Source organism: Pseudomonas sp. P20 (assembly GCF_016463925.1).
Lineage (GTDB): Bacteria > Pseudomonadota > Gammaproteobacteria > Pseudomonadales > Pseudomonadaceae > Pseudomonas > Pseudomonas aeruginosa.
The window spans coordinates 1-21,267 of the sequence record NZ_JAEMVM010000023.1; the positions used below are offsets into that span (position 1 = coordinate 1).

The 21,267-nt window shown below is 57.3% G+C and carries 21 protein-coding genes and 5 pseudogenes; 21 read left to right on the top strand and 5 right to left on the bottom strand.

Annotated elements, in window-relative coordinates; all coding sequences use genetic code 11:
* The 5 genes and pseudogenes from JHD77_RS23940 to JHD77_RS23960 form a co-directional block, all read left to right on the top strand.
* Positions 1–510: hypothetical protein (locus JHD77_RS23940; protein ID WP_199506534.1), on the top strand; the 510-nt coding region annotated here is incomplete at its 5' end.
* Positions 507–905, top strand: a complete 399-nt coding sequence (locus JHD77_RS23945) for a hypothetical protein (RefSeq protein ID WP_123789288.1) — start codon at positions 507–509, stop codon at positions 903–905. The genes JHD77_RS23940 and JHD77_RS23945, both read left to right, overlap by 4 nt.
* A 359-nt stretch (positions 906–1,264) precedes the next feature.
* Positions 1,265–2,407: pseudogene (locus JHD77_RS23950) on the top strand (deaminase domain-containing protein); the annotation flags it as partial.
* The gene (gene imm2 / locus JHD77_RS23955; protein ID WP_004349959.1) at positions 2,407–2,760 is read left to right on the top strand and encodes an Imm2 family immunity protein; all 354 of its coding nucleotides are present in this window, start codon (positions 2,407–2,409) and stop codon (positions 2,758–2,760) included. The pseudogene JHD77_RS23950 and the gene imm2, both read left to right, overlap by 1 nt.
* Positions 2,761–3,160: 400 nt before the next feature.
* Positions 3,161–3,766: a hypothetical protein gene (locus JHD77_RS23960; protein WP_012614106.1), complete on the top strand. Its 606-nt coding sequence runs from the start codon at positions 3,161–3,163 to the stop codon at positions 3,764–3,766.
* A gap of 704 nt (positions 3,767–4,470) precedes the next feature.
* Here JHD77_RS23960 and JHD77_RS33125 read toward each other — a convergent pair.
* On the bottom strand, positions 4,471–4,563 hold the full coding sequence (locus JHD77_RS33125; protein ID WP_071534560.1) for a SymE family type I addiction module toxin: 93 nt from the start codon (positions 4,561–4,563) through the stop codon (positions 4,471–4,473).
* A 193-nt stretch (positions 4,564–4,756) separates the two neighbouring features.
* Between JHD77_RS33125 and JHD77_RS33130 the strand changes: the two are divergent.
* The 11 genes and pseudogenes from JHD77_RS33130 to JHD77_RS24015 all read left to right on the top strand — a co-directional run.
* Positions 4,757–4,898, top strand: a pseudogene (locus tag JHD77_RS33130) (VENN motif pre-toxin domain-containing protein); the annotation flags it as partial.
* 775 nt (positions 4,899–5,673) lie between these two features.
* Positions 5,674–6,153 carry a pentapeptide repeat-containing protein gene (locus JHD77_RS23975; RefSeq protein ID WP_031754280.1) on the top strand — a complete coding sequence of 160 codons (480 nt, stop codon included), beginning with the start codon at positions 5,674–5,676 and terminating at the stop codon, positions 6,151–6,153.
* A 141-nt stretch (positions 6,154–6,294) separates the two neighbouring features.
* Positions 6,295–6,672: pseudogene (locus JHD77_RS33135) on the top strand (hypothetical protein); the annotation flags it as partial.
* A gap of 422 nt (positions 6,673–7,094) precedes the next feature.
* Complete coding sequence (locus JHD77_RS23985; protein WP_169057971.1) at positions 7,095–7,451, top strand: hypothetical protein; 357 nt, start codon at positions 7,095–7,097, stop codon at positions 7,449–7,451.
* Positions 7,452–7,639: 188 nt separating this feature from the next.
* A pseudogene (locus JHD77_RS33140) lies at positions 7,640–8,047 on the top strand (hypothetical protein); the annotation flags it as partial.
* A pseudogene (locus JHD77_RS32465) lies at positions 8,030–8,422 on the top strand (cytidine deaminase-like fold-containing protein); the annotation flags it as partial. The pseudogenes JHD77_RS33140 and JHD77_RS32465, both read left to right, overlap by 18 nt.
* Positions 8,419–8,820, top strand: coding sequence for a DUF6911 family protein (locus JHD77_RS23995; RefSeq protein ID WP_123789290.1), 402 nt, complete (start codon positions 8,419–8,421; stop codon positions 8,818–8,820). The pseudogene JHD77_RS32465 and the gene JHD77_RS23995, both read left to right, overlap by 4 nt.
* 217 nt (positions 8,821–9,037) lie before the next feature.
* The gene (locus JHD77_RS24000) at positions 9,038–9,460 is read left to right on the top strand and encodes a CdiA family toxin C-terminal domain-containing protein (protein ID WP_123789292.1); all 423 of its coding nucleotides are present in this window, start codon (positions 9,038–9,040) and stop codon (positions 9,458–9,460) included.
* Entirely contained in the window at positions 9,460–9,855 is a 396-nt protein-coding gene (locus JHD77_RS24005; protein ID WP_019396134.1) for a hypothetical protein, read from the top strand. The genes JHD77_RS24000 and JHD77_RS24005 overlap by 1 nt, the downstream gene beginning before the upstream one ends.
* 300 nt (positions 9,856–10,155) lie before the next feature.
* Positions 10,156–10,425, top strand: a complete 270-nt coding sequence (locus JHD77_RS24010) for a hypothetical protein (RefSeq protein WP_158222002.1) — start codon at positions 10,156–10,158, stop codon at positions 10,423–10,425.
* Between the two features lie 8 nt (positions 10,426–10,433).
* A complete protein-coding gene (locus tag JHD77_RS24015; RefSeq protein WP_123789294.1) occupies positions 10,434–10,814 on the top strand; it encodes a hypothetical protein in 381 nt (126 codons plus the stop codon).
* Between the two features lie 871 nt (positions 10,815–11,685).
* Here JHD77_RS24015 and JHD77_RS24020 read toward each other — a convergent pair.
* Genes JHD77_RS24020 through JHD77_RS24030 form a run of 3 tightly spaced genes read right to left on the bottom strand, consistent with a single transcriptional unit; the run spans position 11,686 to position 13,345 of the window.
* The gene (locus tag JHD77_RS24020) at positions 11,686–12,222 is read right to left on the bottom strand and encodes a GNAT family N-acetyltransferase (RefSeq protein WP_031756190.1); all 537 of its coding nucleotides are present in this window, start codon (positions 12,220–12,222) and stop codon (positions 11,686–11,688) included.
* Entirely contained in the window at positions 12,219–13,070 is an 852-nt protein-coding gene (locus tag JHD77_RS24025; protein ID WP_031756192.1) for a class I SAM-dependent methyltransferase, read from the bottom strand. Before JHD77_RS24025 ends, JHD77_RS24020 begins: the two co-directional genes overlap by 4 nt.
* Positions 13,071–13,123: 53 nt before the next feature.
* On the bottom strand, positions 13,124–13,345 hold the full coding sequence (locus JHD77_RS24030; RefSeq protein WP_003089729.1) for a YgdI/YgdR family lipoprotein: 222 nt from the start codon (positions 13,343–13,345) through the stop codon (positions 13,124–13,126).
* 156 nt (positions 13,346–13,501) lie between these two features.
* Here JHD77_RS24030 and JHD77_RS24035 point away from each other — a divergent pair, with 156 nt between their 5' ends.
* From JHD77_RS24035 to JHD77_RS24045, 3 genes are all read left to right on the top strand, one after another.
* Positions 13,502–15,082 (top strand): alpha/beta hydrolase, encoded by a 1,581-nt coding sequence (locus JHD77_RS24035; RefSeq protein WP_023103125.1) that lies wholly within the window; start codon positions 13,502–13,504, stop codon positions 15,080–15,082.
* A gap of 202 nt (positions 15,083–15,284) precedes the next feature.
* Positions 15,285–16,202 carry a hypothetical protein gene (locus JHD77_RS24040; protein WP_003122400.1) on the top strand — a complete coding sequence of 306 codons (918 nt, stop codon included), beginning with the start codon at positions 15,285–15,287 and terminating at the stop codon, positions 16,200–16,202.
* Between the two features lie 81 nt (positions 16,203–16,283).
* The gene (locus JHD77_RS24045; RefSeq protein WP_003105794.1) at positions 16,284–17,819 is read left to right on the top strand and encodes a sigma-54-dependent transcriptional regulator; all 1,536 of its coding nucleotides are present in this window, start codon (positions 16,284–16,286) and stop codon (positions 17,817–17,819) included.
* Positions 17,820–17,826: 7 nt separating this feature from the next.
* Here the strand turns inward: JHD77_RS24045 and JHD77_RS24050 are convergent, their stop codons facing one another.
* Positions 17,827–19,569, bottom strand: a complete 1,743-nt coding sequence (locus JHD77_RS24050; protein WP_003111567.1) for an amidohydrolase — start codon at positions 19,567–19,569, stop codon at positions 17,827–17,829.
* A gap of 122 nt (positions 19,570–19,691) precedes the next feature.
* Here JHD77_RS24050 and JHD77_RS24055 point away from each other — a divergent pair, with 122 nt between their 5' ends.
* Positions 19,692–20,615, top strand: coding sequence for a LysR family transcriptional regulator (locus tag JHD77_RS24055; protein ID WP_003089722.1), 924 nt, complete (start codon positions 19,692–19,694; stop codon positions 20,613–20,615).
* Positions 20,616–20,873: 258 nt separating this feature from the next.
* Positions 20,874–21,257, top strand: a complete 384-nt coding sequence (gene gcvH, locus JHD77_RS24060; protein WP_031756194.1) for a glycine cleavage system protein GcvH — start codon at positions 20,874–20,876, stop codon at positions 21,255–21,257.
* Positions 21,258–21,267: the final 10 nt, after the last annotated feature.

The window sequence follows — 21,267 nt, forward strand, 5'->3', positions numbered from 1 at the left end:
GCCTTGCACACCATGCAAGGCCAGGGTGCCAGCGTGGTGCGGGACAACGCCGCGAGTTCGACTGCATTGGGAGTTGAGGTTGGGCTGGCCATTGATGGAGGGTTGGCAGGGGCAGGCAAGGGCGTCGTTACGGATGGTCCGAAAGAAATACCTAAAGACTTAGGCAAGGTTTCTTTTGATGCGTCTAATGGTGTGGGAACTATTTATTCCCCCAGAGTCACCTTGAATTCCGGTGAGATAATATTTGATGGGTTCTCTGTAGGTACTTCGAAGGGACTCATTGGCGTCGGGGCTGATGGGGCGGCAGAATTGGTCGGGCCATTGAGAAAAATGCTCTCTTACTCTCAGTCCCAAGGCGCGCAGACAATTACCTTGAAGGGGCACTATGCATCCGAGCAAGGATCGATGTTAGGAACCGGCAGCGTTAATAATGTGAATCAAAAATTTTCCTTTAGTTTTCCCGCAACTACTGATGGGTTGAAAGCGTTCTTGAAGGAGCTCGGGAAGTGAAAATTCGTCGGTCTATTGAAAAAAGAATGAAGGATTTGGAGGGTTCAGGGCGAGGATGTTTTTATGAGAGGGAAGAAGAGGGGCAGATTTTGTTCTCCACCCACCTTGAAGAGGGGAGGCTGGATATATATATAAATGGGTTCGCTTTTGGGGTGGAAGGGAGGATGCGAAAGCTTCTATTTTCAGAGGTTGTTCGCATTGTTAGTCATTTGAGTATTGAGATGTTTTCAAGCGCTGGAGATCAGGGTGACTTGGATTTTTACGTTCCTTTAGATGTTGAGTGTGAGTCTCTTAATGTTACCTTGTCAGTGCCGTTTCTGGCTTACTCGAATATTATGAATATCCTGCTTGGACTTAGAGAAGACTGGATTAAACGAGACTATTCTGATGGCTAGTTGGTGCAAGAGCGACTTTAAATGCCGACTTGATTGTTAACTTGGTAAGCAGCCAAGGGCACAGCATATTTTGCTGGAGGATGCTGCTGGCGGAGGAAATCTGTGGCCGGGAGCCTCAGGAAGAACAGCTTTCCCTGCCTCTCTTTTTGAGCATAAAGGAGCAGATTTACTTTCGCTACTCTAGAAATAAAAGGTAGATAGGCTTTCCTCGTTCAGTAATTCCCTGTTCTTTAATAATTTACTTTTTCGATTTTAAAAGAAAAGCACTGACCTCCCTTTCGCTACTTCCGCAGAGTCCTGAACCTCCGGCCCCGCCATCCCTGGCGGGTCGCTCGCCGGGGCAACGTATGCGTTGCCTGGAGAAGAAGGGCCTGCTGACCATGAGTTCGCAGTTGATCGGCGTGCTGGCAGCTTCGACGCAGGGCGATGCGGACGCCAAGAGCTTGCAGACGGGAGCCTGGGTGGCGGGGAATGCCACCCAACACAACTACCTCAGTCATTGGCAGGAGGAGAAGAAGCGGCAGGAGGTCGATGGCTGCAAAGACAAACAGCTCTGCAAAACCGGAATAGAAGCCAAATGGGCAATTATTTCGGCCCAGCAGGATGTCGGTATCGTCGTAGGTGTTGGAGGAGGCATCGGTCTTTCGACAGCTGAAACCGCAGTGGGTGTTTATGAGCTGGTCAAGAACTGGAGGGAAACCTATGCAGCTCTGGAGCAGTTGGCCACTTCGCCAGAGTTTCGGCAGCAGTTTGGCGATAACTACCTGAAGGGGCTGGAAGAGCGCGCCGCATTCTTGACCCAGGCATACGAGGATGCCGGCTGGCAAGGTTCGGTCACAGCTGGTGTCGAGGGCGGTAGGTTCGCTGCGGAACTTGTTGGCGTTCTGACGGCAGTGAAAGGTGGCGCGCAGATAACCGCCAAGCTGCCAACAGCAGCCAAGAACCTGGTCAACGCGATTGCGGAGTCACCGGTTTCCGGTAGTATGAGTTCGCAGCTCGGGGCAGTGGGGGACTTGGGTAGGCTGGGTGGGGGTGCAAAAGCGACTGCGACGGTGATCGATACCGCTCCGATGGCCCAGCGGGTCATGGATGTTCGAGCTGGATTGCCGTCTAATTTAAGGCGCAGTGGTAATGTAGCTATCGCAGAAATAGATATTCCCGGAATACCTAGGCAGATGGCTGCGCACAGCCAAGTCTCTGATGCCGGTAAAGGGCTTATTGGCTCTGGAAGTGGAAATTTTGTGGCTCAATCTGTACCCAACAAGGCCGGAGATATGGTTTATCGGGGAATAGATACGGAATACAAAATACTAGACAATATTGCTGATCAATTAGGAAGCAACACCTCCGCAAGAGGGACTGTAAATATTCTAACGGAGAAAGCAGCTTGCGCAAGTTGTCTGAACGTGGCTGAGCAGTTTAAGGCGAAGTATCCCAATATCACAGTTAATATTCTTGATAATCAGGGCGTTATGCTCCGTCCGCCGAGGAAGACGCCGTAATGGAAGAACGTGTGACTTATGGAGAAATCCGGGCTTGGTTTCTGGGCAGCTATTACAACTATTGCAGGGTCAAACTCAACCACCAAAGCCCATGGGTTGAGGGAGAAAGTGAAGTAGGCTATGCCTACAGTGAGCTTGAAAACTCCTTTGATTTGCCTATTGAGAAATTAATGTTGGAAGTTTTAGCGCTTATTCTCTCGGCGGGCAGGTCTTCGGATAAAGTTAAGAGATATCATCTTGATATTATTCATGGATTGCTAAAGGAGATCAAGCTGTCTTCTGTTCTGGATGATTTGCCTTCTGATGAGGCAGCAGAGCTAAGAGACGATCTCAGAGTGTTAGGTCTTTATTAATTAGCCCAGGGCGGGTTATTTACTTGGTGCAAAAGGAACTGCTAATTTCCCGGAAGGGATGAGCTTCAATCCCAACATCAAGAATCACCTCAGCAATTTTGATGGCCTGACGCAGAAGAGTGGGATTATAGCATAAAGGGGACAGATTTATTTTCCCTACTCTAATTCTCTGAGCAGGGAGGCTCCAGTGCAGACGCCGTAAGGAGGCTCCGCGAAGCCTAGGCAGAGGCGAGTGGTTCTACTGAACTATCCGTTTCACGTGGTTCAGTGTGGGTAAGATCGGCAGTGGTATACAGTGGGAATGAGAAATATAAATACTAGCCAAAACTAGAGTAGGAGGAATAAATCCGTCCCCTTTTTGCTTATACTCTCATGACGAGTTTTTGAAGGAGTTTGGGAGATGACTCAGTGGCAATTGTTAGCTGATGATTTGTGGGGGGGTGAAAAAAATATATGCTTTTTTGTTCATTCTGGTGCGTGCTTCTGGGTTGTGGATGATAAGTTCAACTTCATCTTGGATGCGGAGAAGGACTATCGTGCATACCTTGATAAGGGTCATATAACTCAGGAGCAATATGCGTCGGCATGCATGACGTTTAGAGGTGGGGTGCTTAAACTTACTGCTGAGAATTTTTTGAAATATTTGAGGGCGGAGGAACGGTGGGTGTTGTCGCGGCAAGACCTAAAAGATATGTTTGTGTGCGGGCTTGATATGAGCGAGTCTTTGCATGGAAGAATTGAAGGTTACTATCTTTCTGGTGTTGAGTTGAGTGCAAGCTACTTTCATGACGCTAATACTGTTGCCTCTAGGCTTCCAATGTTCTATGTGAATTTCGATCGCAAAATTTACATGCATATGGACTGTAATCGGGCGCATGAAGAATTGGCTTACTCAGACTGGCTTGCTAAGTGTTCGGATTTTTGCCATTTAGTACCCGACAGGGAGAGGTATTGGGTTTTAGAGGGTATGGATTATTGGAAGTATAGATTTTTGCAATCGGCATAAGATGCAAAAGGAACTGCGAATACTGCTGAAGCCTCTATTCAAGTTCCTGGACGTGTTCAGTCACGTGTTAACTTGATGGCCGGTGGCAAGATGCGGGTTGAGCGAATAAAAGCATAAAGGGGACAGATTTATTTTCCCTACTCTAATTCTCTGAGCAGAGAGGCTCCAGTGCAGACACCGTAAGGAGGCTCCGCGATGCCCTAGGTAAGGGCGATTGGTTTAGCGAGTTATTCGCTTTGAGTGGTTTGACGTGGGCGGTTGCTGAAATTATAGTAGTAAAAATAAATCTGTCCCCTTTTTCCTTTAATAACGACTACTCCGGGGGTTGTTAAGTGAAATTAATTGGAAGCCTTGCGGAGCAATCTTGTCGTGAAGAGCTATCTAAGTCATGGGGCGGGCTTAGAGAATCGGGAAATCAGTTGTTCTCTATCTTGGCGGACAGGCTCGGCTTGATTGGTAGCGCATTTGTGTTGAGTTGGACGCCTGAGCAAGCTGAGGATTTATATACGATCCTAGTTAATGAGAGTGAAGTGGTTTGGCTTGAGGTTTCAAGGTCTAATGGGGAGGTAGTGGACTTTCAAACTACTAGTGTGAAGGAGTACGAGAGGTCGCTTCGTTCACGACAGAGTAGGATCAAATTGGCGGTTGCTCTTGATTTAGCACGTCAGCATTGAAAAGCCCCGGCCTTGCCGGGGCTATTTATTTCACTCTGCGGTAATCACCAAGCAGCCCTGCATGACTCTGATTCTGACTTTCTCGTTGACCTCGAATCCAGCCAGCGAATAAAGGGGACGGATTTATTTTCACTGCTCTAGAACTAAAAGGTAGGTAGATTTTCCCCGTTCAGTAATTCCCTGTTCTTTAAAAATTTACTTTTTCGATTTTAAAAGAAGAGCACTGACCTCCCTTTCGCTACTTCCGCAGAGTCCTGAACCTCCGGCCCCGCCATCCCTGGCGGGGCGCTCGCCGGGGCAACGTATGCGTTGCCTGGAGAAGAAGGGCCTGCTGACCATGAGTTCGCAGTTGATCGGTGTGCTGGCGGCTTCGACGCAGGGCGATGCGGACGCCAAGAGCTTGCAGACGGGAGCCTGGGTGGCGGGGAATGCTACTCAGAACAACTATATTGAACACTCGGATGTTCTGGCTTTTGCCGAAGACATGAGGTCTTGCGGCAAAGACGAAGGTTGCCAAAAGGACAAGTGGGAGAAAGAAAGGTACAGCGACGAAAGTAAACTCAATGTACAGGAGGCCCAAAATACCTATGGTCCGCTGAGAGCAAAGGAGAAAAGGCTCCAAATCGTCGAGAGCATGGACACATTGGTGTCCATCCAGTGCGTGACGTCGCGATGCGAGTCGTACAAGACGGAATTGTTGGAGCAATCAGTCGATAGCTATATACACCTGAGCAAGGTCCTCGATGAATGGGCGCCGACGCTGGACCGATTGGCGCTTATCGGAGGTGCTGCTGCAGGTAAGCAGATAGACTCGAAAGTCAAACGTCCGGGTATGCCGGAGCCTGTAGAGCTTGCGCAGGTTCAGAAGGCTGTGGATTATCTTGCAGCCCTAAAAGCGACTGGGGCATCAGGAAAACCGCTGGTTTCAAAGGGCTCAGAGGTGACCCCTGAAGTTATTCAAAAAGCATTGCAGGGTGATCGTGTTATTACTGCGCAAGGCGCTGTGTCATTACCTGCGGTGCAAAGATATGTTGATCGGCTTCTTAAGGGCGATGTTGCCCCGGCAATAAAAATGGATGGCAATGTGATTGTTGATGGGAATCATCGTTATATCGCAGAAAAAATATTAGGGTGAAATCTAGATGTGACACCGGGGTCTTTATCTCCTAATAAAGTCCATCAAACCAAACCTGTGTCTGAGCTGAAGATAGATCAAGTGGATTGGGGGAACAAATGATAACTATTTTTTTTGAAACTGGTGAAGAGCTGGATTTGCCTTTGGCTAGTTTTGCTAAGTCAAACTTAAGTGGGCTAGAGCTGCATCGGGCAATTTTTGATGGTTTAGATCTTTCAGAGGCTGATTTTACTGCCTCAAATTTGAGGAACGCTTCTTTTAATCATGCTCTGTTGGGTGGTGCTGTAATGAATAGTGCAGCGCTTATGAATGCAAGTTTTGTTGATGCTATAATGAAAGGTGTAAAGCTTGTGGATGCTATGGCGGCTTATGCTGATTTTTCAGGGGCAGATCTTTCCATGGCTAGTCTAAAAAATGCTGATATAGGCGGTTCTAATTTCATAAATTCCAATTTGCGAGATGTTAATATTGATGTAGCGAGGATAGATGGCGCTGTTTTTCGGGGTGCCATATATAATGATAGAACGATTTGGCCTAAAGGATTTATTCCGGAAAATTTTGGTGCGATTAAAGGCTAATTTGACAGGGCCGTAAAGGGGCCGTAAAGGGGCCGCAAAGGGGCCGCAAAGGGGCCGTAAAGGGGGGGGTTCCCTGCTCTAATGCTCTGAAAAGGAGGCTCTAGACGCCGTAAGTGAATAAAGGGGACAGATTTATTTTTCGGTGTTTATGAGCTGGTCAAGAGCTGGAGGGAAACCTATGCAGCTCTGGAGCAGTTGGCCACTTCGCCAGAGTTCCGGCAGCAATTTGGCGATAACTACCTGAAGGGGCTGGAGGAGCGCGCCGCATTCTTGACCCAGGCATACGAGGATGCCGGCTGGCAAGGTTCGGTCACAGCTGGTGTCGAGGGCGGTAGGTTCGCTGCGGAACTTGTTGGCGTTCTGACGGCAGTGAAAGGTGGCGCGCAGATAACCGCCAAGCTGCCAACAGCAGCCAAGAACCTGGTCAACGCGATTGCGGAGTCACCTGTTTCCGGTAGTATGAGTTCGCAGCTCGGGGCAGTGGGGGACTTGGGTCGGCTGGGTGGGGGGGCAAAAGGAGTTCAAAAACTTCCTGAACTCGGTGGGGTTGATACGTTTCTTAGCTCTCAAGCAGCAAATTTAAACAAGAAGTTGGGTGCGAAAATAGGTGAGGGCAGACTGCCTTACGAGGCCAGTCGCGCTGGTGTTGAGCAGGCCAAGCTAGCAGTTAAAGAAACATTGGAGAACGCTACCGCTGTTAGTGACATAATTCCTAAGTCGGCTGTCCGAGGGGATTATGACCTTGTTCATGTTTACAGCTCTAAAACTAATAGCACTGTTAGCCTACGAGTGTTGCCCGGCGGCAAATATGAATTCGACACTTTGATTTCAGAGAAATCCTCAAAATTTTAGTCGCGGGGTTTGGCCTTATGATCATTGGTGAGAAGATTTTTGAGTTTAGATTTCGGTCGTTCTTTATGTCGGGGTCTTTGGTTTGTAAAATGTTGGTTCTGTTTCTTAGGTTTTCAAGATCGGGGTGGGTTTCATTAGATATTGGGGAAGGTGTGTTAAGGATTTTGTCTTTTGGCTCTGAACCAAAGCTGTTGGGGCTGGATGAGATTTCCGATGACTTTGCGTACCCGATCCAGAGTTCGAATGAATTGGATAGATATTTTGGCAAGGACCTGCTTGCTGTTTACAAGTATCTTATTTCGGATGTGGAAGATAGTTGTGTCGGCGTGTATTTCGATTTTGGAGATTGTGGTTTTAGCGTTTTGGAGTCAGAGGATAACTTGTCCATAGTTGATGGCGTGGTTAGAGTTTCAGATGACGTGGCTTTATCTAAGTTAGAGATTTAGATGGGGCAAAAGCAACAGGCGGGAAGCCCACCGTTGAGCTGTTCGGCGGGAAGAATGCGCAGACTCTCGGCGCAATAAACGTAGATATCCGCGCCGATATTCAGACCATAAAGGAGACCATAAAGGGGACAGATTTATTTTCCCTACTCTAATTCTCTGTAAGAATAAAGGGGACAGATTTATTTTTCGGTGTTTATGATCTGGTCAAGAGCTGGAGGGAAACCTATGCAGCTCTGGAGCAGTTGGCCACTTCGCCAGAGTTCCGGCAGCAATTTGGCGATAACTACCTGAAGGGGCTGGAGGAGCGCGCCGCATTCTTGACCTAGGCTTACGAGGATGCCGGCTGGCAAGGTTCGGTCACAGCTGGTGTCGAGGGCGGTAGGTTCGCTGCGGAACTTGTTGGCGTTCTGACGGCAGTGAAAGGTGGCGCGCAGATAACCGCCAAGCTGCCAACAGCAGCCAAGAATCTGGTCAACGCGATTGCGGAGTCACCTGTTTCCGGTAGTATGAGTTCGCAGCTCGGGGCAGTGGGGGACTTGGGTCGGCTGGGTGGGGGTGCAAAAGGAACTACTCCCACTGTAACTGCCGAAGGGCGTATTGGTAACTCTGTATTTACCGACGTTAACCAAACTGCCAGGCCTGCCGCTCAAGCGAATCCCAATCAGCCGACTTTGATTGCGGACCGAGTGGATGCAAAGATTGCGGCTAATGGAAAACCTCACCCGAATGGAAATATGGCGGATGCTCATGCCGAAATTGGAGTTATTCAGCAAGCATATAATGCAGGGAAAACCACTGGTGCAGATATGGCCTTGAAGGTTGAAGGTAAAGCTGTTTGCAGCTATTGCCGTGGTGATATCGCGGCAGCGGCAGAAAAGGCTGGTTTGAACTCTCTACAGATAAACGAAGTGACTACAGGAAAAACTCTATATTGGAAGCCTGGTATGCGGTCTTTGAGGGAGCTTGAATGATGGCTGCTTTCTCGCTGTCTTGGGTTTTTGGCGTGGGTGCTCAAGCTAAGGGGGGAAGGAATAGATTTCCCTCTTGGGATGATGTCCTCTCTTGTCTAGAGCTAATCAGAGAAGGTAAAGGTTCGGTCACTCTTGAACTTATTTCCAAGACGGCTGTGGGGCCGCAGTCGCTACAAGTACAGTCTGAAGGCGGAAAGTATGTCGTCTCTTTGGGGGAAGACGATGGGGTGGACTATATTGTTCGATCTTATAGAAATTTAAAGCTGCAAGGCATACCCTTCGAAGTGTTGGGGGATGTTTGGGATGGCGTCTTGATATGCGATGAATTTTCTATACTGAAAAATATATTTGAAGAATTCTTCCTAACAGGTGACGTCAGTAAGGAGCTTCTCAATTAAGATTTTTTCTTAATAAAAACTCCAGCCAAGACCATAAAATGTGATAGCTATGACTTGATCTGACATTATTGTTGCTCGAAGAGAGCGAAAGACCATAAAGGGGACAGATTTATTTTCCCTACTCTAATTCTCTGAGCAGAGAGGCTCCAGTGCAGACACCGTAAGGAGGCTCCGCGATGCCCTAGGTAAGGACGATTGGTTTAGCGAGTTATTCGCTTTGAGTGGTTTGGCGTGGGCGGTTGCTGAAATTATAGTAGTAAAAATAAATCTGTCCCCTTTTTCCTTAGAGTCGGTTGAAATAACCGGTGCGAAGGTTTCCAATAAAATCACAGATGCTCGTTTCCCTGGGATTGTTGAGTACAGCTATCAGTTGCCTAGAACTAACACTAAGGGCGAATTTATTGGTGGGTATAAGTCTGTATCCACGAAAACGACTTACGACCCCAAAATTCTGCCAGATAGTAAAGTGGCTGATATGTCTAGTCGCGCGGCAGTCCAGGCGGAATCTGTATTCAAAGCCAATCCGGCCTTGAGGGAAACTAGTATCAAGGTTGATGGCTATTACTTCCAGGTGACACGTAACAGCAAGACTGGCGAAATAACAAATTCCTTCATCGCTATGCCTCCGAGGATAAAATGATGGCTTGTTTGTCTTGGCTTGAAAAGCTCAAGGAATCATTCGCTTCCACTGGTCTGGACTATGAAGACCTATACGAGATAATAGAGGCATCTATAACGAGGAAGAGGACTAACTTCCCTGCGTTTATAAATGAGGCTTCGAAGGGGGTTGGCTTCTCTGTGGGTGAGGGACATTTCTACTCTCTTGATCAGGACTGGGATGATCCTGAAGAGTTTAATGAGGTCAGTTTCTTTTTGGGGGAAGTGGAGACCTCAAGTATTCCACTGCTCGACTATGTTTTTTTGATGAAGATTGCAGCCGATGTTTATTCTGATTTCTTCCCCGAGGAGAGGGATAGTGTTCTAAGTTCGGCTAGAAAATTGGAGGAGCGTTACTCAAAGAGATTCCCGGTCTAGCCGGGGGTTCTTATTTCACTCTAGTAAAGGGGCGAATAAAGGGGTAGATTTATTTTCCCTGCTCTAATTCTCTGAGCAGGGAGGCTCCAGTGCAGACACCGTAAGGAGACTCCGCTATGCCTAGGCAGATGCAAGAGGTTTTACTGAACTATCCGCTTCACGTGGTTCAGTATGGGTAAGATCGGCAGTGGTATTATATAGTGGGGATGAGGAGTAAGCACTAGCCAGAACTAGAATAGGGAAAATAAATCTGTCCCCTTTTCCGATCGGGCTGGGTATGACGTTGAGCAGTTACCAAATATAAAGAAAAATTCAGCTAACCCCGACCTTAAGATAAATGGAGAGTTTGCAGATGTATTCTCTTCCAGAGCCAATAGTCCGGTTTCAGTGCTAATGACTGTGACTGAAAAAGTCGAGAAGCAGGCTCAGAATATTGTAGTGAATTTGGCTGATTCCCCATTGACCTTCAAGCAGATAGAAAATGCACTGAGCGTTAAGCCAGTCGATGGTTTGAAGAATTTGTATCTTCTGAAAGACGGTCAGTTTAAGGTTATTGAGGTTGGGCGATGAGCATAACAATGGCGCTTGAAATTCAAGTTGGAGCGACTCTGGAGAGTATAGCTAGCACTCTGTCGTCTTTGGGGGAGAGCAGCAGTCTGGGCGATACTAGATTGGACGCAAATTTCGAGAGTTCAGGTTGTCAGTTTTCGGTTCGTAGTTTGGAGCAGCCTGAGGGGGTCGTGGCTGAAGGATGCTCCATGAGCTGGAAAGTTGGTTTGAGAGGGGCGTTTCATTGTCGAGGAAGTAATCTTTCTGAAAGTTGGGTTGATATAAAGTTATTTCTTCAGGAGTTATCATTGAATATTGAATTTGGCTTTGTCTTATCGTTTCAATATGAAAGTATTTACGCTATTAGGGATTCTGATGGGTTGTCTTTTAAGAGAAGTATGATCGATTGAATGGCTGCAAAAGGGCCAAAAGCAACTGCAGTTCCCCAAAGCGAATAAAGGGGTCAGATTTGAATGGCACTTACTTAAGCGCTAAGCGACTGATTCAGAAAAGAAAGGCTGCTCTTGGTCTACGGTGATAGTTGCGAACACACACCGAGCCCAAGGAGCAGCCCAGATGGGCATAAAGGGGACAGATTTATTTTCCCTACTCTAATTCTCTGAGCAGGGAGGATCCAGTGCAGGCGCCGTAAGGAGGCTTCGCAAGCATAAAGGGGACGGATTTATTTTCCCTACTCTAATTCTCTGAGCAGGGAGGCTCCAGTGCAGACGCCGTAAGGAGGCTCCGCGAGGCCTAGGCAGAGGCGAGTGGTTTTACTGAACTATCCGCTTCACGTGGTTCAGTGTGAGTAAGATCGGCAGTGGTATACAGTGGGAATGAGAGATATAAACACTAGTCAAAATTAGAGTAGGAAAAATAAATATGTCCCCTTTTTTCGCTCCGGTTGCATGTGAGTACGTATCTAATGGTGAGCAATCCCCTCTTCTATAGAGACGTAATTTTCCGTAATTCTCAGTTCCTGCAGATGGGCCGCTAATGTATATATAGTCAAATCTGCAGTCGCGAGTTTTACTTGAGACGTATTTTGTCCTGATTTCCGTAATTGCTATCTGGCCACCGGCCCCAGGCCTTTCATAAGAATCCATTTTGCGCTGTTCTGCATAGTAATTACATAGTTCGCTAGGGGTTTTTATTTTTTTGTCTTCAGTGCCAACACCATGCCAGTAAATTTCCGCCGTTGCGGCTTGAGAGATAGATAGGAATGCAAGGAGTTGCAAGGTTTTCAGTTTGAATTGCATGGTTCGAAATAATTTCTCAGGGTTATGCGTTGAGTATCTGATAAACAAGATGAACATCCTCCGGCTCCAACCGATACAACTCCTCATCCGGTTCCATGCACAGCCGGCATCCGAGTCTCATATAAAAATCCACCGTGTTCTGCGACGGCGTAGCCGAAACGTAGAGCGCGCTGGCGCCGAGGTGGCGGGCCTGGGTGGCGGCGAGGTGGAAGAGGTGGGCGCCGAGGCCGCGGCGGCGGTAGGCGTGGCTGAGGTGGAGGAACTTCAGTTGCAGCCAGTCGCGCTCGGGGCCGAGGCGGTGTGGGTCGAGGACTACCGCGCCGATCAGGCGGCCCTGGTCGAACAGGCCGAGGAACCAGCCGCCGCGGTCGAAGCAGTCGAGCAGGATCGGCGTGTAATGCTCGGCCTCGCCCTCCGGCCAGCCGCGCATGTCGTAGAACTCGGGGCGCAGCACCAGTTGGCCGGCCTCGACGGAATACAGGTGTTCGATCACTTCGCTGCGGTCGATCTCCCAGACCAGGGGGATTTCGTCGCGGCGCAGCAGGCGTTCTTCGGTCATCGTGGTTTCCTTGCGCTGAGGCCGTACATCAGCGGCAGGCGCGGACGATCGGCGGGCGGCAGCATGCGTCCGCCGCCGCCGTCGCGCATGCCGTCGAAGCCGGCCCAGCCGTTGGCGTAGGGGTATTCCTCCAGCCGTTCGAGTTGCAGGCCGGCGCCGAGCAGGGCGCCGATCACATCGGCCAGGCCCCACTGGAACTCGTAGCTGGGATGAGGGTTGCTGAAGTTCTCGACGCCGGCGTGGTAGCCGGAGGGCGCCAGGCTGGCGCCGGACTCGGCGACATAGTCGCTGACGCCGCTCTCGGCGATCGGCTCGCGGCTGAAGTAGTCGTAGGCCGGTTGCCAGTGTGGGTCGAAGTACAGGGCGAAAGGATGGAACTCCACCAGGACGAAGCGCCCGCCGGGAACCAGCACCTGGGCGATGCCGTCGGCCCAGCGCTTGAGGTCGGAGAGCCAGACCAGCGTGCCGTAGGAGGCGAAGACCCGTTCGAAGCGTTCGCCGCGGGTGGCGGCGACGGGCAGCCAGCGGAGGATGTCGTCGCGCTGGAAGTCGGCGGCGATGCCGCTGTCGCGGGACAGCTGGCGGGCGAAGTCGATGGCGCTGTCGGCGATGTCGACCCCGGTGACGCGGGCGCCAAGGCGCGCCAGGCTCAGGCTGTCCTGTCCGGCGTTGCATTGCAGATGCAGCAGGCGCAGGCCGTCGAGATGGCCGAGCAGTTGCAGTTCCTCGGGATAGAGCGTGGAACCGCCGTTGCGGAAGAAGGCGGCCTGGTCGGCCTTGTGGCTGTTGTGCGCCCGGGTGGCGGCGTTCCACGACAGCCGGTTGGCCTCGTGCAGGTCGGATCTCATGGTTCGACTCCTTCCCTGGAGTGCGCCACCGCGCGGATGGCGGGTCCGGGGGATTACATGTCCTTGATGCTGCGCACCTGGTCCTTGTTGACGCGGGTGCGCTTGCCGTCCAGTTGCTCCAGTTCGTAGAAGCCGGAACTACGATCATAGCGCGGGGTATCCACCGCCTGGATCTCGCGGCCATCGTTGAGGGTGACGATGGTCGGGGTGGAGCAGCCGGCCAGGACGGCGAATGCGGACGAGAGCAACAGGGCGGGCAGCAGACGGGAGGTCATCGGAATTTTCCTTCGGACGGTTTTCGAGGCGGCGGATTCTACTCCAGTCGCGGCGCAACCGCTCTAGCCTGGATCACAGCGGCAAATTTCCGCTGCGATCGTACGTCTCTTCCGGTGAGCCGCCCGGATGGCGGCGCCTCTTCGAAGGGAGATTCCATGTCTGCCGTTTCCACCTCGTTGTTGCTTTTCCTCAACCTGCTGACCCCGGCCCAGGCCGCCCAGCCCGTGCCGCTGGCCGATGGCCGCATCGAGATCGCTGCCGGCGAGAGCCGCCAGCGCTACCTCGACCTTGCCCCCGGCGAGTTGCAGTTGCTCGACCTGGAGGTCGACCGCGGCCGCGTCCGCCTGCGCGCCACCACGCCCGACGGCAAGGCGTTGCGCGCGACGGAGCTGGCCGGACGCCAGTCGCTCGGCCTGCAGGCCGGCGAGCGCCAGGGCCTGCGCCTGACCTTCAGCGCCGACGAAGACACCGCACTGACCCTGATCCCCACCCAGCGCCTCACCCCGCAGACCCCGGCGCTTGATTCGCCGGCGCCGCAGAGCCCGACCCTGCAACGCCTGCAGGCGGAGCTTGCGGAAAAGCGCCCCGGCGCGCTGAAGGCGTTCTGGAAGCAGGTAGCGAAGCAGGGCACGCCGCTGGTGGAGCCGCTGGATGCCGAACGTGTGCTGGTCACCTTCCTCTGGCGCCAGCAGCGTCCCGGCGACGTGCGCCTGCTGTGGCCGACCCCGGAGGTCAACACCCGCCGCTTCGAGGCCCTGGCCGGCAGCGACGTGCGCTACCTGAGCCTGCCGCTGCGCCGCGACGCGCGGGTTTCCTACCAGCTCAGCGCCGACCTGCCGGACCTGCAACAGGCCGATCGCGGCACCTTGCGCCTGGCGTTGCAGGCGGCGGCGCGGCCGGACCCGCTGAGCCGTACGCCGTGGCTCAATAGCCGCGCGCTGCCGCGGGCCGAGCAGGCCTCGCTGGTGCAGCTCGGCGGCGCCCCTGCCGAGACCTGGGACCAGCCGCGCAAGGACGTGCCGCGCGGCAAGGTGGAGCGCCTCGGCTATACCAGCCAGGCCCTGGCCAACCAGCGCCAGCTGACGCTCTACACGCCGCCGGGCTACGACCCAGAGGGCCAGCGCTATCCGCTGCTGGTGCTGTTCGACGAGGACCACTACGCGCGCGACGTACCGACCCCGACCATCCTCGACAACCTGATCGCCGCCGGGCGCATCCGCCCGACCCTGGCGGTGATTGTCGGCAATGTCGACGCCAGCAGCCGGGGCCGCGAGCTGCCCTGCAACGAGGCCTTCGCCGACATGCTCGCCCACGAGTTGCTGCCCTGGTTGCAGCAGCGCTATGCATTGAGCGAGGAGCCTGCCGATCGCGTGCTTTCCGGTTCCAGCTACGGCGGGCTGGCCTCGGGCTGCATCGCCTACCGTTATCCGGAACGCTTCGGCAAGGTGCTGAGCCTGTCCGGCTCGTTCTGGTGGGGGCCGGACGAGCAGCAGCCGCAGTGGCTGGTACGGCAGTTCGCCGCTGGCGAGCGTTTGCCGCTGGCGTTCTTCCTCAGTTCCGGCCTGCTCGAGGAGCCCGAGGCGGACGGCATTCTCGGCAGCAACCGCAGCCTGCGCGCGGCGCTGCAAGGCAAGGGCTACCCGCTTCACTACCGTGAGTTCCCCGGCGGTCACGACTACGCGGCGTGGAGCCTGGAGCTTGCCGAAGGGTTGCAGGCCTTGTTGCCGGCGCATTGAGCCGGCTGGCTGGCGTGGGGCGGATAGCCGCTTGCGGTTATCCGCCGTGCCGCGGCCTAGAGGTGGGGGAAGGCTGTCCGGAGCGTGTCCGCAATGCCCACCGCGTTGCGGAATCGGAAAAAATCGTCCAGGGCCATTTGCCAGCGTCGGCGGATAGGGGACAATCGGCGTTCGCCTCAATCGAACGACAAGGATGTTCTCGATGCGCCGACTCTTGCGCCCGGTATTCTGCGCCGCGCTCTTCTGCCTGTACCCAGCGCTGGTCCAGGCTGCCGCCGAAAGCGAAATCCTCGGCCTGTTCCAGCGCTGGCAGGCCGCCCACGGGCAACGCAGCGGCAAGGCCCTGGAAGGGGTCTATGCGCCGCGCCTGGACTACTATGGCCGCGCGCAGACGCGCGAGCGCACCCTCTCCGCCAAGCAGGCCTTCTTCGCCCGCCATCCCGACTTCGAGCAGCGCATCGTCGCTGCGCCGCAGATCGTGCCGGGCGACCAGGAAGGCCGCTACGAGGTGCGCTTCGTCAAGCAGGTACGCCTCGACGGACGCCTGCGCAACTATCCGGGGCTGCTCCTGGCCGAGCGCGCCGGGCCGGGCGATACCTGGCGCTTCGTCGGCGAGAGCGACGAGATCACCCGCTACGCCGTCGACCCGCGGTACACCCCGCTGGCTCGCGGCCGCTTCGCCGGTACCGAGGCGGACTTCGCCTGGGTAGTGGCCCACGCGCCGAACAGCGCCGCCTTGTGCGACGAATACGAGGATTGCCGCTGCGACCTCTGGAGCGCCGACGCGCGCGTCCCGCCCAAGCCGCTGGGCAGTTGCACCGGCGCGGTGCTCAGCGTCCTCGGCGGCCTCGACGACAGCGGCCGCGAGCGCCTGCAACTGCTGCGTACCTGGTGGACCAGCACCTGGACCAAGTCGTCGCTGCTGGAAATCCGCGACGGCCAGTGGGTGCGGGTGCTGCCGGACATCTCCACCACCTGGGACGATGCCGAGGCCGAACTGGTGCTGTACAAGGCCGACCCGCAGCAGCCGGGCCGAGTGCTGGTGACCGAAACCGTGATGGACGACGAGGGCGACTGGAGCCACCGCACCCGCAGCGAGGCGCTGCGCCCCGTACCCTGACGCCGGCCCCTTGGGCTGGGCGGCGCCAGGCCGTACAATCGACGGCTTTATGGCGAGCGTCGCCGCAGTCCAGGTTCCCGCATGCGCATCCACGTCTCCTTCATCGACCGTGTCGGCATCACCCAGGAGGTGCTGGCGCTGCTGGGTGGGCGCAACCTGAACCTGGATGCGGTGGAAATGGTGCCGCCGAACGTCTACATCGACGCGCCGACCCTCAGTCCCGAAGTGCTGGAGGAACTGCGCGCAGCGCTGCTGGGCATCCGTGGCGTGCAGGCGATGACCGTGGTCGACATCCTTCCCGGCCAGCGCCGCCGCTTGCAGCTCGATGCGTTGCTGGCGGCGATGGCCGATCCGGTGCTGGCGGTGGACGGCAAGGGCCTGGTGCTGCTGGCCAACCCGGCCTTCAGCGAGCGCTGCGGACGCGACCCGGCCGGCGAGCGGCTGGCCAGCCTGTTCGACGATGAAACCCTGGAGGATGCGCTGGTCGAGCAGGGCTTCCGCCTGCCGCTGCGCGAAGTGACATTCATGGGCCAGGCCCTGCTGCTCGATGCCACGCCGATCACCGAAGGGCCGGGCGAGGGCGAGCGGCACCTGGCCGGCGGCCTGTTGACCCTCTACGAACCGAACCGCATCGGCGAGCGCCTGGCGGCCTTGCACCATGACCATGCCGAGGGGTTCGAGATGCTCCTCGGCGATTCCCAGCCGATCCGCACCCTGAAGACCCGTGCGCAGCGCGTGGCGGCGCTCGACGCGCCGCTGCTGATCCACGGCGAGACCGGTACCGGCAAGGAACTGGTGGCGCGCGGCTGCCATGCCCTGAGTGCGCGGCACAACTCGCCGTTCCTGGCGCTGAACTGCGCGGCGTTGCCGGAGAACCTGGCCGAAAGCGAGCTGTTCGGCTACGCCCCCGGCGCCTTCACCGGCGCCCAGCGCGGCGGCAAGCCGGGCCTGCTGGAGCTGGCCCACCAGGGCACGGTGTTCCTCGACGAGATCGGCGAGATGTCCCCCTATCTGCAAGCCAAGCTGCTGCGCTTCCTCAGCGACGGCAGCTTCCGCCGGGTCGGCGGCGACCGCGAGGTGAGGGTCGACGTGCGGATCCTCAGCGCCACCCACCGCAACCTGGAGAAGATGGTCGCCGAGGGCAGCTTCCGCGAGGACCTGTTCTACCGCCTCAACGTGCTCAGCCTGGAAGTCCCGCCGCTGCGCGAGCGCGGCCACGACATCCTGCTGCTGGCGCGGCACTTCATGCAGCAGGCCTGTGCGCAGATCCAGCGCCCGGTGTGCCGGCTGGCACCGGGCACCTACCCGGCGCTGCTGAGCAACCGCTGGCCGGGCAACGTGCGCCAGTTGCAGAACGTGATCTTCCGCGCCGCTGCGATCTGCGAGAGCAGCCTGGTGGATATCGGCGACCTGGAGATCGCCGGCACCGCCGTGGCGCGGCAGAACGACGGCGAGGTGGGCAGCCTGGAGGAGGCGGTGGAGGGCTTCGAGAAAGCCCTGCTGGAGAAGCTCTACGTCAGCTATCCATCGACCCGCCAGTTGGCGGCGCGCCTGCAAACCTCGCACACCGCCATCGCCCACCGCCTGCGCAAGTACGGCATCGGTCCGCGCGCCTGAAGCGGGCTCAGCCCTCGCTGGAATACACCGGCTTGCCGGCGAACCAGGTCTTCAGCACCTTGGTTTCGCCCAGTTGCGTCTCCGGCACCTCGAACACGTCGCGGTCGAGGACGATGAAGTCCGCCTGCTTGCCCGGCTCCAGGCTGCCGATCCGGTGTTCCAGGCCGATGGTCCGCGCAGCGTTGCGGGTGTAGGCGTAGAACATGGTCTGGCGGTCCAGGCGTTCGCCGGCGTTGAGCACGCCCTGCGGGCCCTTGCGGGTCACCGCCTGCTGGATGGCCTTCCACGGCGACAGGCTGGACACCGGCCAGTCGCTGGCCCCGGCGATGGTCGCGCCCTTGCTCAGCAGGGAGTGCGCCGGGTACTGGTAGCGGTAGGCGAAGGCACTGATATAGGGCTTCATCAGGTCCACCGTGGTTTCGTCGGCGGCGGCCCAGTACAGCTGCATCGAGGCGATCACGCCAAGCGGCCTGAAGCGCTCGAACTCCTTGGGATTGACCAGTTGCAGGTGGGTGATCGAATGGGCGATGCCGCTGTCGCGGTCGCGCCGCGCCTGCTGCATGCCGTTCAGCGCCTCGCGCACCGCGCGGTCGCCGATGGCGTGGACGTGGACCAGCCAGCCGCGGGCGTCGGCGGCGCTGACCAGTTCGCCGAAGTGCGCCGGGTCGATCAGCAGTTCGCCCGTCTTCCTGCTGTTGCGATAGGGCTCGAGGAGCGCGGCGGTCTGCGCCGGGTATTCCGGTACGCCGTCGGCGAACACCTTGATTCCCGGCAGGGTCAGGTTGGGGCTGCCGAGGAAGCGCTGGCGCACCTTGTCCAGCACCTCGAGGTCGGCCGGCCGGCTGCGTGGGTTGGCGACCAGGAGGGCGGCGACGTGGGCGCTGAGTTCGCCGCCCTTGGCCAGCCGCTGGTAGACCGGTAGCACGCCGACGGTGTTCTCGTCGGGCCTGAGGCTGAACAGGGCGTCGCCCGGCGAGCCATTGGCGGCCGGGTCCATCCATGCGGTCAGGCCCAGCGAGTTGCTGTAGCGCACCGCGCTGCGTCCGGCTTCTAGCATCTGTTCCGCGCTCGGCGCCGGCAGTACCGCGAGCACCGCGTCGAGACCGGCATCGGCGAGGAAGCCGTTGGGGGTGGCGTCGGCGTCGTGGCCGATGGTGTTGCGCTGTTCCTCGGGCAGGGCGCGGACCCGCGCGGCGTCGATGCCGGCGCGTTTCAGCATGGCGGCGTTGGCCCAGCCGGTGTGGTGGTCGCTGCCGATGAAGGCCAGCGGCTGGTCGGCCCATTCGCCGTGGTCGAAGCGCGCGCGGAAGTCCTTGACCTGGCTCCAGTAGGCGGTATGCATGCCGCTGACATTGAGCATGTCGCCATGTCGCGCCTTGCCGTTGTCGCGCCAGGCGCGCAGGCGCCGTTCCAGTTCGTCGAGGCCGACCTGTTCGTTGCCCATGTCCGCGCCGGCCAGCTCCAGGCCGCCGAACACCGCGTGCGAATGGGTGTCGATCAGGCCGGGCATCAGGCGCTTGCCGCCGAGATCGACGACCTGGCTGTCGCCATCGGCCAGGGCGCGCAGCCCGGCCTCGTCGCCGACCGCGAGGATCCGCCCGTCCTCTACCGCCAGGGCCTCGGCGAAGGGTTGCTGCGGATTGGCGGTGAAGATCCTGGCGTTGACCACCAGCAGGTCGGCGGCGCCGAGGGCGTGCAGGGGGATGGCCAGGCAGGCGCCGGCGAGGAGGGTGGGAATCCGTTGCTTCATGGTGGTTTCCTTTGCTTCTTGGTCTTGTGTAGCGTGGCCCGGGCAAGGCGAGACTAGTCAAAGCGCCGGCCCGGCAGAACCGGGCGCGGCGCACAACACTTGTGCCGGAACGGAAGGAGTCGATGGACAAATTGAATGCCCTGGCGATGTTCGTCGCCACTGCCGAAACCGGTAGCTTCAGCCGTGGCGCCGAGCGCCTGGGCAAGACGCCCTCGGCGCTGACCAAGGCCGTCGCCCACCTGGAAGCGGAACTCGGTGCCCGCCTGTTCGAGCGCACCACCCGCAGCCTGGCGCTGACCGAGGCCGGGCAGATCTACCTGGAGGCGGCTCGTCAGTCCCTGGAAACGCTGCGCACGGCGGGGCAGGAGATCGAACTGCTGGAGTCGGAGTTGCGCGGCGAACTGCGCCTCGCCGCGCCGCCGTCGTTCGCCGCGGCGTTCCTCCAGCAGGCCTGCGCCAGCTTCCTCGAGGCGCATCCGCGGATCAGCCTGCGGGTGGACCTCGACGAAACCTTCCTCGATCTCAGCGAAGGCGGCTACGACCTCGGCCTGCGCGACGGCCCCATTGACCTGCCGGGGCTGGTGGCGCGGCCGCTGGCGCCGAACCAGATCGTGCTTTGCGCCAGCCCCGCCTACCTGGCGCGGCAACCCGCGCCGCAAGGCCCGGAGGACTTCGAGCGGCACGCCTGGCTGGTCTTCCAGCACCCTTCGCTGAACCAGAACTTCTGGTGGATGGAGCGCGACGGCGCCCGCCAGCGTATCGACCAGCCGCGCCCGCGACTGGCCAGCGACAACTACGACTTCCTGCTCGCCCACCTGCTGGCCGGGCTGGGCCTGCAGTTCTGCCCGCAGTGGAGCGTCGCGCCGCTGCTCGGTGAAGGGCGGCTGGTGCGCCTGCTCGGCGACTACCACTTCGACCCGGGGCCGTTCGGGCCCTCCATCCATGTCCTCTATCCGGGGCACCGGCGCAACACGCGGAAGGTCCGCGCGTTCCTCGAGCACCTGCGCGCCAGCTTGCAGCGACAGGGGCTGTGCCATCGGCTGTAACGCTTCGGTTACGAGTGGAACGAATTCGTTCCGATTGCCGGAAAAACCTTTGCTGTCAGGCGTTTGCGCTCTGGTTCGGGAAATGTCCGGCGGGTCTGTAACGAAAGCGTTCCATGGCGGCCCTGTCCGGGTTTCCCCCGCGCCCGGCCACGCCCCGTGGCGACAGGGCCGGGGCCGCTTGGCACCCTGCTTGCTACGGGCAGCCGCAGAACAAAGTCCCGTTCCGACCGGGCGACCCGCTGACAATGAGGATCCAGCATGAGCAAGTTGCGCTTTACCACCGACCACGAATGGCTGCGCCAGGACGACGACGGGCTGCTGACCGTCGGCATCACCGCCTACGCCCAGGACGCCCTCGGTGACGTGGTATTCGTGCAGTTGCCGGAATTCGGCGAACACGCCGCCGGCAGTGAAGTGGCGGTGCTGGAGTCGGTCAAGGCCGCCAGCAACATCCTGATGCCGCTGGACGGCGAGGTGGTGGCGATCAACGACGCGCTGCCGGACGCCCCGGAGCTGGTCAACCAGGATCCGCTCGGCGAGGCCTGGTTCTTCCGTTTCCGTCCGGCCGACGCCGGCGCCTGGGAAAAGCTGCTCGACCAGGCCGCCTACGACCGCCTGCTGAACGCCAACGCCGACGCCTGAGGATCCCGCC